This window comes from Bacteroidales bacterium (genome assembly GCA_041671145.1).
Classification (GTDB): domain Bacteria; phylum Bacteroidota; class Bacteroidia; order Bacteroidales; family JAHJDW01; genus JAQUPB01.
In genome coordinates this window covers 43,412-56,640 of record JBAZBZ010000018.1, presented here as the reverse complement: position 1 = coordinate 56,640, position 13,229 = coordinate 43,412, and the positions used below count along the sequence as shown (strand labels likewise).

The 13,229-nt window shown below is 31.9% G+C and carries 7 protein-coding genes; 2 read left to right on the top strand and 5 right to left on the bottom strand.

The annotated features are described in order from the left end of the window. Positions 1 to 114 precede the first annotated feature (114 nt). Positions 115 to 1,632 carry a helicase-related protein gene (locus WC223_07660; GenBank protein MFA6924117.1) on the top strand — a complete coding sequence of 506 codons (1,518 nt, stop codon included), beginning with the start codon at positions 115 to 117 and terminating at the stop codon, positions 1,630 to 1,632. Between the two features lie 9 nt (positions 1,633 to 1,641). Here WC223_07660 and WC223_07655 read toward each other — a convergent pair whose 3' ends face one another. From WC223_07655 to WC223_07635, 5 genes are all read right to left on the bottom strand, one after another. After that, positions 1,642 to 2,136 (bottom strand): hypothetical protein, encoded by a 495-nt coding sequence (locus WC223_07655; GenBank protein MFA6924116.1) that lies wholly within the window; start codon positions 2,134 to 2,136, stop codon positions 1,642 to 1,644. Positions 2,137 to 2,145: 9 nt separating this feature from the next. Continuing rightward, a complete protein-coding gene (locus tag WC223_07650) occupies positions 2,146 to 4,152 on the bottom strand; it encodes a restriction endonuclease subunit S (protein ID MFA6924115.1) in 2,007 nt (668 codons plus the stop codon). Then, positions 4,149 to 5,585: an N-6 DNA methylase gene (locus WC223_07645; GenBank protein MFA6924114.1), complete on the bottom strand. Its 1,437-nt coding sequence runs from the start codon at positions 5,583 to 5,585 to the stop codon at positions 4,149 to 4,151. The genes WC223_07650 and WC223_07645 overlap by 4 nt, the downstream gene beginning before the upstream one ends. Next, entirely contained in the window at positions 5,582 to 6,736 is a 1,155-nt protein-coding gene (locus WC223_07640) for a hypothetical protein (GenBank protein ID MFA6924113.1), read from the bottom strand. Before WC223_07640 ends, WC223_07645 begins: the two co-directional genes overlap by 4 nt. Positions 6,737 to 6,888: 152 nt before the next feature. After that, positions 6,889 to 9,282, bottom strand: coding sequence for a DEAD/DEAH box helicase family protein (locus WC223_07635; GenBank protein MFA6924112.1), 2,394 nt, complete (start codon positions 9,280 to 9,282; stop codon positions 6,889 to 6,891). An 818-nt stretch (positions 9,283 to 10,100) separates the two neighbouring features. Between WC223_07635 and WC223_07630 the strand changes: the two genes are divergently transcribed. Next, entirely contained in the window at positions 10,101 to 13,226 is a 3,126-nt protein-coding gene (locus WC223_07630; protein MFA6924111.1) for a T9SS type A sorting domain-containing protein, read from the top strand. The last annotated feature ends 3 nt before the right edge of the window (positions 13,227 to 13,229 follow it).

Here is a 13,229-nt window from a genome sequence, read left to right as displayed (position 1 = left end):
CTTGATAAAACACCAGTGAAAGAGCTTATCAATAAACCTTATCATCAAAATGTCAAAGAACTTTTATATAGTCAGTTAAAAATGTTTTAATTTTTATGGTACGCTAATGATTATTTGTATGGATTAACTGCAACGCCATTTCGCAAATATAATGATGGCAAATTAATTTTTATTCATTTAGGAGAAACCATTGCCGAATTTAAACCACAAGAATTAGGCAATCAGCAAAAAGTCAAAATCATAATCAGGAATACTGAACTCGATGTTCCTTTTAATTCTAAAACAGACAAGTTTGAAACATTATCAAAAGTATTAGTACATGATTCAACACGAAATAAACTTATACTTAATGATGTTATCGGTGAGTTAAACAAAGGCAAGAAAATTGTTATTATCACAGAAAGAAAAGAACATATTGATACACTTTATCAATATTTAAAACAATCGTATGAAGCAATCACATTAAGCGGAGATGATTCTGAAACGAGCAGAAATAACAAATGGAATATTTTAAAAGAAGGCAATTATCAAGTCCTAATTACCACAGGGCAGTTATTTGGAGAAGGAACTGATTTGCAAAATGCCGAATGTCTTTTACTTGTTTATCCTTTTTCATTTGAAGGCAAGCTAATTCAATATATTGGCAGGGTTCAAAGAGCAGAAGTAATTCCTGTTATTTATGATTACAGAGATTATAAGATTGATTATTTGAATAAATTATTTCTGAAAAGGAATACTTATTATAGAAAAATTGACAAGCAGGCAACTTTGTTTGATGAGCCGGAAGAACAAGAATCAAATACAGAAAATGTATTTACAATTGATAAAAAAATAAAAATTCCAATTGAACAACTTGAATTCAGATATGGCACTATTGCTTTTAAATTTGATGTTTTGGAATTAAAAACAATTCTTGATTTTGAAATTGAAAATATTGAAATACGTCCGGAGTTTGATGTTTTAAAACCATATTTTTCAAAATTACTAAAAACAAAAAATGTTAAAATAAATATTCATGCAGAATTCCAAAACGGAAAGTTAGTTTCTCAAATAGCAACATCAACCGATTTAGAAAAAATAAATCAAGAAATTATTGAAAGTGTGAAGTTCCGATTTATTACAAAAAATATTATTGGAAAGATAAATCCTGCTATTGTTGAAAATAATTTACTTGATATAAACAATATTCAGAATGATGATGAGCTTGATAAAGCACATCTTTACAATTCAGAAGAAGAATTATTTGAAGATATTTTAAAAAATAAAAACTTCAAACATTATAAGCAATTGCGGTATCTTGCACAAAAACACGACAACAACATTCTTAAAATCCGATTTGTGTTAAATCCATTTTCGTTTGTATTTCTTTTAAAAGGAAATGAGCAATATCATATTGTCTTGGAAACATTGGACACAGAGGAAGCAACTTACATTTGGCATTTTGATAAAAACTATTCACTTCCGAACAAACTCAAAGAAATAGACAATCATTTAAACATCATAAGAAACAATGGCAGGCAACCTTTTCTCGAATCCCAACCCGAAAATTTTAGTCGGATTTTACATGACTATTCCGATGAGATGAAAGGTTTTGTATTGTGGAAAGATGCTTTAGCAGAGCGGTTGGTATAAAATGTAGTACTACCATTTATTTTTTTCTTTATAATATTCAATCCCATTAAAAACAGCAATTTTCGCTTGCTCTAAAGTATCAAATATTTTTTTACCAAATACTTCTCCTATTTTCACTTTATACTTATTTGTTTTCTTGTCTTTAAATATAAGCAAATGATGTTCTTCATATTTTAAAAAGTGGTTCCCGTTCTTACTTCGTTTCCATTCTTTTTTTGCCCAGTTAATACGCCTATTTGTTTTATTCCTTAATTCTTTTTCTCTTTGTCTTGGGTTTAAATAATCATTAGTCATTTTTTCCGCACAAACGCAACCAACTCTGAACTCTTCATCAACTTCATTGTGTTCTACTATATGAACGTAGCGAATTTTTTCGTTTCCACACATCATACAGGTTTCATAATCCGTCTCCCATTCTGACTGACCATCTTCTCTTACATCAATAACAGTTATTAATTGCCAACCTTTATGTGGTATGCCTTGTTGTTTCCAATAATTAGCCATATTATTGAATTACTTTTTCTTGGGCTTTTCAATCAATTTTCCCCAACCATCGGGAATTAAATTTTTATCTCTCATCCATTGTATAGCTTTCTCTAATCTATTCTTATCATATTTATTTTTTTTCTCATCCCAACTATAAAAATCATTTATCAAATTATCATCTGTAATTTTTTGCTGAATAATTATTCTATTATTCCAAACTGCATACAGAGTTGAAATTATTTCCGGTTGTTCATAATCATATTTTTTAAAATAGTTAATAAGTTCATTAACTCGTTTTAATTCATCCTCCGAAAAAAAGTTATATGTGTTTTTTGATTTGCTGTGATTTTGTCCTACAGAAAACACAAACTTATTACCAATTTTACTCCTGTTAAACCATTTGTCTTTTAACACTTGATTGAAATATTGTATTGTAAAACCGTTATCATAAGGACCTGCTGCTTTCTGATAATAATTTTGTCCTAAATTTCTTTTAATAGCAATGTAATCTGATAAGTGCAATAATTTTTCAAATTTCACATCGCCAAACTTACTATCGTCTAATGATTGGTTGATGATATATGTTGCCAAAACTTTACGCTTTACAAAATGTTTTTCTTCTTTTTCTTGTAGTGCAGGTATTTTAATAATGCTTTCTTTTTTATATGTTTCTTTTGGTTCGGCAGCTATACTTAATGGTTGCTCATTTTCTTCTTTTGGTTTCAACGCCTCCCTCAATACCTGTTGTAACAATTTTTCGTTTTGCTCTGCACTTTGTTTTATGCTTTCTTCAAGTTCATTGCACGTTTGCATTAGTTGTTCTATTTTTTGAACGATGCGATGTTGTTCGGAAAGTGGGGGTAAAGGAATTAATATTTTTTTTATTTCTACCAACCCAACCATATTGGGAATAGCTGTTCCCCATGCTTGTCCTAAAATGTTTTTTTGAAAATATGGTGAACGAAATATTTTTATAAAAAAAGAATTAATAATTGCTGCATTAAATAAAGTTATTCTCATTAATGCTTGATTTATTATTCCTTCTCTTGCGCCTTCAGGTATTTCAGCGATTCTTCCAAGAGTTGCACCTGAACAACTCACGATTAAATCCTTTGGAAAAACACTAAATGCTTTTAATTCTTGGAATTTTTCTTTTGTTACGAAATAATTACCCAAAGTGTGATTGTCATATATAGCATTTCTTTGTTCATAAACTTTATATCCTTCTTTAACAAATATTCCCACAGTTAAAGCACTTCCAAAAGGACCTCTTCTGAAACTTCCTAAATCCCCCAACCTACACCAAATCCAATTTTCAGGAATTTCAAAAGGAATTTCTTCTGCTTTAATTGGTGGTAGTTCTTTTTCTTTTTTTAGTTTTTTATCTTTTATAAGTTTTTCTTTTTCTGCTTTTATCTTTTCTAACAATTCGTTTGCAGGTTCATCTTTTTGGTTTTGTTTAACTAATTTTCCTTGCACTGCATCTTGCAATAATTGTTGGCGAAGTTTTTTTACAAGCGTTAGTTGGTGGATTAGTTCGGTGGATAATACATCGCTTTCTATTTTAACAAAATTTAATTTTTTAAATATTTTTTCTTGTTCATCATAATCAGGAAGAGATAATTCAATATTGCATAAATCTTCAAAACGCAATGCTTGTCTTACTGTTCCTCTCGCATAAAATATTATTTGTCTTAATCCTTCACTTGATTTTAGAAATTTCAAAAGCAATTCTGCTTTTATTGATTTTGGTTTTGGTTTAAAAACAACATAAGCAGGACTAATCAATCCTTTAATATCTTCTTTTACAAGTCCAATAGAACCAACATTAACTCGATATGGATTATATGCGAAACAATCTTTTTCTATAATTTTATAATCTTCTGCTTTTTCCTCTGCTGCATATTTAGTTTTAATAATACCATCTTCATTACTTACGCCAAAAAATTCTAACCCTTCTGCTCCGCCCACATCTTTTGCTCTTACAGAAAAATTATCTACTAATTCTCCCAATTTTACTTTTCTCCAACTCATTTCACCGCTTCTTTTAATTGGTTCAATAATTTATTGCTTTTATCAAAAGAAGTATGTAACATTTTCATTAATTCCGCACTGCTGTATTCTTTTTCTTCTTCTTTCTTTGTTGGGTTTTTAATATCTAAATCATAGCCACGTTCTATAATTGTTTTTATATCAACCTTCCAACTAATATCGCTTTCTGTTCTTTTCTTCCACCATTTTTTTATTGGCTCAAATTCTTTTAATTGTATTGGTTTTGTTTTATTGTATGACTTATATCCTTCGGGCATACGGTGTTCGTAATACCAAATTTCTTTTGTTGGTTTTCCTTTATCAAAAAATAAAAGATTTGTTGCTACTGTTGCATACGGCTGAAATACGGAGTTTGGCAAACGGATTATTGTATGCAGATTACATTCTTCCAATAATCTTTGCCGTATTCTTTGTTTTACTCCATCGCCAGTTAATGAGCCATCGGGTAATACTATGCCTGCACGTCCTTTGTCTTTTAACAAGTGAATCATTAAAATTAAAAACAAATCAGCACTTTCTTTTGTGCGGTATGTTTGCGGAAAATTTGTTTCATTGTTGTTTGCAACAATTCCACCAAACGGAGGATTTGCAAGTATTACATTCACTCTGTGTTTTTCGGTAAAGTTGCTCAATGGTTGTTCCAAAGAATCACAAAATTTAATATTGGGAATTTCAATATCGTGTAAAATTAAATTTGTAGTTGCAAGTAAATACGGCAATGGCTTGTATTCCCAACCCACTACGTTTTTTTCAATGCTTTTTCTGTCATAAACATTCTTTGCTTGTTTCTTTAAATTCTCAATTGCACAGGTTAAATAGCCACCTGTTCCACATGCAGGGTCTAATATTTTTTCTCCTAATTTCGGGTCAATAATATCTGTTATAAATTGTGTGATTGCTCTTGGTGTGTAAAATTCTCCGCTTTTACCTGCGCTTTGCAATTCTTTTAAAATGGTTTCGTACAACTCGCCAAAAGCGTGTCGGTCTTTAGCAATATTAAAATCAACTTCATTAAGTTTGTTCAATACCTTACGAATATTGATGCCGCTTTTCATATAATTGTTATTGCCCTCAAACACTTTACGAACAATTACTGCACGTTGGTTGCCTGTGCTTAAATCCAAATTACGCAATGCAGGAAATAATTTGCGGTCAACGAACTCAAGTAATTCATCGCCTGTCATTCCTTCGTCATCGCCAGCCCAATTGCCTTTTTCTTTTACCCAATGAAATTTATCAGGAATAGGTGATTTGTATTTGTCGTCTAATAATTCTAATTCTTTGTCTTTATCGGAAAATATTTTTAAGAAAAGCATCCAACCTAACTGCTCAATGCGTTGTGCATCGCCGTTCAGTCCTGTGTCTTGCCACATTATGTTTTGAATACTTTTTATAATTCCGGATATGTTGCTCATTTTAATAATAAATAAGATTGATTAAAAAATTGTTTTTTAAACCACAGTTCAAAAGCAGGGTCAACAAATTCAAACACGCTATTTATTTCGTGAATAATATCATTATTGATAAGCAGTGTTTTGTTTTTGCTTACATTTCGTGGTGTACCTAATAAATGTTTTTGCATCACTGCTGCACTGGTAAATTGTGTTTCGCCTTTGGCTACGGCTTTTAGTAAATTTAATTGTGTATAACTAATGCTCTCTGTCTCCTTTTGATACAAAGGAGAATTGGCATTTACTAATTCAATTAATGCATTATTTATTTCGGCGATTGTAGTTTTTTTGTGTGTGATATTCCATGCGTAGTGAGCTAATTGTTGCACATACCATGAGTGATTTTTCATTAACAAAGGAATCATTTCAGCGGTTTTTTCGTCAATATGTTTTCCTGTGCTTTCAAAGCCATTACAAATAAAAGACACCCATTTTTTGGATTCAATTTTCTGTAACAACATTATATCGCCAAAACGATAAAAAGGTTTAGATGGGCTATTAAAAATATCTGTCATCATGTGGCGTTTACTTCCATATAAGCAGTAAGTAACCAACTTTTGACGTTGCCAACAAGCTCTTAATTTTTTTTCAAAATTGAGATATTCATAAAAAGAAGATAGGTTTTGAAATTCATCAAGACAAATAATAAACTTAACACCTTTCTTTTTGGCAATGGTTTCGGGAAGATTTAAAATTTCATCAGTATTCTTTTTTAATTCTTTCCAATCAAAGCTTAAATTAAAATCGGTGTTGGGGTCTATTCCCAAGCTTAATTTAGGAGTTATGTTTTTAAAAAAATCTTTGCCACTGCTCATCCATTCCTGCCATTTTGATGATGATGCTTTTATTACCTCACGAGCAAAAGTTTCTAAAAATTCTTCTTCGCTGCTTACCGAAAAAAGGTCAATAATTACTGTCTTTGCTTTTTTCTCTTTCTTATTTATTTCAAAAATTACTTTTTCTACCAAAGAAGATTTTCCCCATCTTCTTGGAGATATTATGGTAGTATTTATTCCATTTAATAAGTTACTTTGTAATTTTGCTGATTCAGCTTCTCTATTCGTGAATGAATGAATGCTGACAGTTGTCCCGTAGATAAAAGGTGAGTCTTTCATAATTTTTTATTATACTGTTTAGTATTATACTAAATGGTATTATACACAAAGGTATAAATTTATATAAGTTGATACAATTTTTTTTATAATTATTTCACTGCTCACTATTTTTTTGTGGTAACTTACAAGAATGTAACTTGCAAAATTGTAACTTATGCTGTTTTATAAAGTTCTTTTTCTAATTCTTTAATAGCTTGCAAATATTTTTCTTTGCTTCCAAATTCTTTTATTATTTCTGTTGGCGAACCAAATTCATCAAAAGGATTTACTCTTAATACTTCTATACTTTCAATGTTTTCAATGCCTTCATCAGCATATTTATCAAGCAATGCTTCTAAAACTTTTTTAGCTTGTTCGCCATATTTAGTAAAGTAATTTCTTTTCTTTACATTGTTTACTCTCTCTTTGCGTGTTAATGGCGGTTGGTCGTATGCAACATGACAAATTAAATCAAATAAATCAACTTGTTTCCCAACAGCTTCATATAATGCTTCAACCAAAACGCCTTGTTCCTGCAATTCTGCAATTATAGCTTCTTTTCTATCGGTCGTATTCCATTTGTTTAAGAAATCATTTAACGTAGCAAATTTATTTTTAATAATTTCTTTTGTGTGGTCTTTTAAACTTGTAGTTATTGGTTTTCCGTGTTGGTCAAAATATAATTCTCTGCTAACTAAAACTGAAACATCAACACCATTCACGTAAACTTTTTGTCTCGGCTCTTTAAAAATATTTGTTTGAATGTTACCCTCAGGATAGCGAATTGTAGGTTTTTCAATCTCAATTTCTTCTCCTGATACTTCATCAATTATTGGAGTCGTATCGTTTTCTTCTTCTTCAACAATTCCACTTAAATCGAAATCTTCAGATACCGGCTTAACTCTTATCGGGTCGCCATCAAAATCTTTATCAGCAAATAAATCCGTTGCATTTCTGAAATCTAAAATAGTAAAATATAGTTTATCAAATTCTTCATTAATTCGTGTGCCACGTCCGATAATTTGTTTGAATTTGGTCATTGAATTAATATTTGCATCGAGAACAATTACTTTGCATGTCTGAGCATCAATGCCTGTTGTCATAAGTTCCGATGTTGTTGCAATAACAGGATATTTTTCTTCGGGATTAGTAAAGTTATCTAATTCACGTTTTCCTTCATCATTATCGCCGGTTATTTGCATTGCGTATTTATAATTTTCTGCAATCAAATCTGCATTTTGATTTGAAATAGCTGAACGCATACGCTCTGCATGGTCAATATCTGCACAGAAAATAATTGTTTTTGCAAATCTATCATAACCTTTTAAAAACTCCGAAACTTTATTTGCAACTGATTCAGTTCGCTCATCAATTACAATGTTACGGTCAAAATCTTTACGGTTATATATACGGTCTTCAACAATATTTCCATCTTTGTCGGTTTTGCCTTTTTCAGGTCTCCAACCTTCTGCATCAACATTTAAAGCAACTCGAATAACTCTGTATGGAGCAAGAAAACCATCGTCAATTCCTTGTTTCAGAGAATATGTATAAATCGGGTCTCCGAAATATTCAATATTGCTTGTCTCTTTAATTTCTTTTGGAGTGGCAGTTAAACCTATATGAGTAGCGTTTTTGAAATAGGTTAAAATTTCCCGCCAAGCACTATCTTCTTTTGCACTTCCTCTGTGGCACTCATCAATAACAATTAAATCAAAGAAATCAGGTGAAAATTGTTTGTAAACATTTGCATCTTCTTCCGAACCCGATAAACCTTGATATAATGCTAAATAAATTTCATAACTTTTATCAATTTGTCTGTGTTTTACCACAGTCATTTTATCTCTGAAATATTTAAAGTCGCCTCTTTTTGTTTGGTCTATCAAAGCATTGCGGTCTGCTAAAAATAGAATTCGTTTTTTTGCTCCTGCTTTCCACAAGCGATGAATAATCTGAAATGCAGTATATGTTTTTCCTGTACCAGTCGCCATAACTAACAGAATTCTATTTTGCCCACCGGCGATTGCTTCACAAGTCCTATTTATAGCAATTTGTTGATAGTATCGAGGTTTTCTTCCGCTTCCATCAAAATAATAATCTTGAGAAGCAATTTTTTCAGCATTAGTTGTCGTAATACCTTTATATTTCTTGTATTTTTCCCAAAGCTGTTCAGGTGAAGGGAAGTTATCAATACTTAATTCTTTCTCAATATTTTCGTCTGTTGCAGTTCTGTCGTGAAATAAAAAACCATCTCCATTACTGCTGAATACACATGGAATATCAAGTATCTTAGCATAATTCAATGCTTGTTGAATTCCTGCTCTAACAGAATGTTTATTGTCTTTTGCTTCAATTATTGCAATTGGAATATTGGGTTTATAATAAAGAATATAATCGGCACGTTTTCTTTCTCCTCTTGCTGTTAGCTTGCCACGAACATATATTTTGCCATCAGTAAAAAAAACTTCTTCCAATAACTGCGTTTGTTTATTCCACCCTGCTTTTTCAACCGCAGGTGTTATAAACTTTGTACAAATATCACGTTCCGATAATTTTTTTTTATCCATTATTATTTATAGTAAAATTCAAAAGTAAGTATTTTTTTGCTTTCTATAAATTAGCAAAAATTTCACCCAAATAGTTGACTAAATTTACTATTAAATTGTTAAATGAACCAAATATTAATTTTATTATTTGAGAGGATTTCTATTAACATACTCGTTGTTTACAGCATTTATTCTGATTTAACAAACAAATCATCTATTGCATTTTCTTCGCTATCACTTTCACTGTTAAATTTTATTTCTCTGTGGTAATCTTCATCGTAATCTTCACTCATTGCTTCATTTCTTTCTATTTTTACAATATTCTCCTTGATTTTATCATCCCAATATGTTCCGTCTATATCAATTCCAAAATCGTAGTCAAATAAAGTATTTGGAAATAGTTCATACTTTAACTCCTTTTCCAGTGAATAAATTTCATCATAGAGTTCGGGATTTAATTTGTTTCAAACAATATTAATATAAAAGATAGCACAATACATAACTTTCGTGGATTTTGGTGATTTGGTGTTTTAGTGGCAAGAAAAATATAGCCACCAAATAAAAAAACAATTAAATTATTTAATTTCAATATTTATAATCCCGAACTCACGTTAAATAGAATTATATAATTTCATTTTCAAGAAACTCCATAAAAAAACAAAAACCAATCTGAATTTTCAGAAAAGCAACGACCAAAATTAGTAAAGAATAAATTTACATTATGAAATTTTTTTTTGTGCTTTTTTAACATAATAATTTTTTTTGTAAACTAAATATGAAGAAAAGTTTTGTACTTTTGTCGTTCATTTTTAATTAAACAACTAAAATTTATAAAACTTATGAAAAAACTATTTGCAATTTTGTTTTCGCTTATGCTCTCTATGACAGCATTTGCGCAATACGATGTTCCCAACTGGAACATGGAAACATGGGACTCAACGCAACAATATATGCCAAAGTTTTGGGATATAGCAATGGGAGGAATTTCGCATGTTAAACCGGCACATGGTGGCAACTGGGCATGTAAACTGCAAAACGATTCAATACAATTTAATCCGGGTGTTCTTATTGACGGTAATACTGATCAAGGTATAAATTGGTATGGAGGAAAACCTTATTCCCAGAGACCTGATACATTAAGGATATTTGCAAAATACAATTTTGTCGGTAATGATAGTGCAAGGTTAGTTCTTATATTTAAGAAAAACAGAATACCGATAATAACTCCGATAAATAAAGCTATTATTGGTGGAGTACATACCAGCGGTTTCAGAGAAATAAAGATTGGAATTAATTATCTGGTGTCTGATAATCCAGATACTGTTATTATTGGAGTTATAGCTTCTGATTATATAGCTCATCCTGAGGGACCATTTCCGGCAGGAAATTATATGATTATTGATGATATTACTTTTACCGGAACAGGTATTACACAGCAGATTCCAAACAATGGCTTTGAACAATGGGATTCAACTATGACTTATAACTTGCCGGGATGGTATAATGAAAATTACAGTGATAAAAGTGGATTACCTCCTTCTTTTGTTATGACTTCAGATAAGTGCGAAGGACAACATGCTGTATTAATTCAAAATTATGTTACTTCTACCGATACTGTTTGGGGTTATATTACGACCCGAAAGCCAACTAATAATGATAATGGTGACCATCCTTCATTTAAGCTCACACAGCCATTTAATTATAATACTCTTACATTTTGTTACAAGTATATTCCTCAAAACCAAGATTCAATGGAAGTTTCTTTCGGTTTTTATAAAGCAGGCATGGGAGGGATTGGAGGCGGACAGTACTATGATGGAAATACTGTAAATGCTTATACGGAAAGGAGTATGCCACTTAACTTTAATCCTAGTCAAATGCCGGATAGTGCCAGTATGTCTTTGTGTGCATTTGTGACAAAAGGTAATGGTAATAGTAAGCCAAAACCAAAAGGAAATTCTCAATTATATATAGATAAGCTTTATTTCAGGCAATTTCCAACAATCATAAACAACAACCCCGTAATTTGTGAAGGTGCATCAGTTGTTTTAACAGTAACTGGTGGTGTTAGCTATACATGGAGTACTACCGAAACGGGAAGTGCAATTACTGTCACTGTTCCTTATACAACTACTTTTAATGTAACAGGAGAGGATGGTAATGGATTTACAAATCAGACATCCGTTGTTGTAACAGTTAATCCCGCTCCGAATATTAACGTGAATTCTCCAACCATTTGTGCGGGTTCTTCAGCGGTTTTAACAGCAAGCGGTGCATCATTTTATTCTTGGAGTAATGGATTAGGTGCAGGAAATCCTAAAGCAGTTAGTCCTACAGCAAACACAATGTATTTTGTTACAGGAACTAATTCTCAGGGTTGCACAAACGAGCATCAGGTTAATGTTAATGTAAATCCTTCACCACAGGTTATGGTAAATAATGAAGGAGTTTGTCCGGGAATATCAGCAACCCTGACAGCAAGTGGTGCAAATTCATATTCATGGAACACAGGAACAACATCAAATCCTATTACTGTTAATCCAAGTGTAACTACAACTTATACTGTTACGGGTACAAGTGGTAATGGTTGTTCCAACATTGCTCACGGAGTTGTTACAGTTTACGACTTACCAAATGTTACAGTTAATCAACCTACAATATGTCCGGGAAATTCCGCAGTATTATCAGCAAGCGGTGCTTCAATATATTCATGGAACAATGGATTTATGGGTAATCCCGAAACAGTTAATCCGACTGTTAATACAACATATACAGTTATAGGATTTGATGTAAACAGTTGTTCAAATACTGCGCAGGCAGTTGTTCAGGTTTCATCAAGTATTGTTGTAACAGTGAACTCACCGACAATTTGCAGCGGAACTTATGCCACTTTAACAGCAAGTGGTGCTTCAACATATACATGGGGTAATTTATTTGAAGGCGGGCAATTAGTTGATAATCCCACAAGCACAACAACATATTATGTAACAGGCAGTGCTGGTGCTGGTGCTGGATGTTCCAACACAGCAGTTGCTGTTGTAACCGTGAATCCTTCCCCAAATGTAACATCAACAGGAGGAAGTACAATTTGTGAAGGTGGTTCTTTAAATCTTCATGCAAGTGGTGCAAATACTTATACATGGAGTAATACTCAAACGGATAATTCCATTACAGTGAACCCGACAGTAACTACTACATTTATGGTAACAGGAGCAAATTCATTCGGTTGTTATGACATTTCATCACAGGTGGTTGTGGTTAACCCGAAACCTGATATTATAACGGCAGGTTCAACTATTTGCTTGGGTTCAACGGCAACAATTGTAGCAAGTGGTGCTATACTATACTCGTGGAATAATGGTTTAGGACTTGGAAATCCTAAAACGGTAAGCCCTACTGCAACTACAACATATTCCGTAACCTGTTTTGATGTAAATTCTTGCACAAATACAGGGCATGCAGTTGTTGTCGTAAATTCGTTACCAACGATAACTGTTAACAATCCAAATATAATTCAGGGAAATTCTACAACATTAACAGCAAGCGGAGGAGCTATTTACAATTGGAGCAATGGAATGAATTCAAACCCGATAACTGTTAATCCGACAGTTAATACAACATATATTGTAACAGGAACTGATGGGAATGGATGTACAAATACAGGAATTTCAGTTGTGCAGGTTTCAGTGGGAGTTAACGAATATTTTGCAAACAATAATTTAAGAATATACCCAAATCCGAATAATGGTAATTTTATATTGGAATTAAATTCAGCAAATAATGATGATGTGGAAATAAGAATTACCAACTTATTGGGAGTGATGGTATATCAGGAAAAGAATGTTGCAATAAAAGGAGGATTGACCAAAGAAATTTCATTAACCGATAAGAGCGAAGGAGTTTATATTGTAGCTGTAATAGGAAATGAAGGGATTGTGAACAGGACGATTATTGTGAGAAAATAAGTA

Excerpts from the sequence above, each read along its gene's own strand:
- WC223_07655 (MFA6924116.1), bottom strand. The coding sequence starts at position 2,136 with ATGGCTAATTATTGGAAACAACAAGGCATACCACATAAAGGTTGGCAA.
- WC223_07650 (MFA6924115.1), bottom strand. The coding sequence starts at position 4,152 with ATGAGTTGGAGAAAAGTAAAATTGGGAGAATTAGTAGATAATTTTTCT.
- WC223_07645 (MFA6924114.1), bottom strand. The coding sequence starts at position 5,585 with ATGAGCAACATATCCGGAATTATAAAAAGTATTCAAAACATAATGTGG.
- WC223_07640 (MFA6924113.1), bottom strand. The coding sequence starts at position 6,736 with ATGAAAGACTCACCTTTTATCTACGGGACAACTGTCAGCATTCATTCA.
- WC223_07635 (MFA6924112.1), bottom strand. The coding sequence starts at position 9,282 with ATGGATAAAAAAAAATTATCGGAACGTGATATTTGTACAAAGTTTATA.
- WC223_07630 (MFA6924111.1), top strand. The coding sequence starts at position 10,101 with ATGAAAAAACTATTTGCAATTTTGTTTTCGCTTATGCTCTCTATGACA.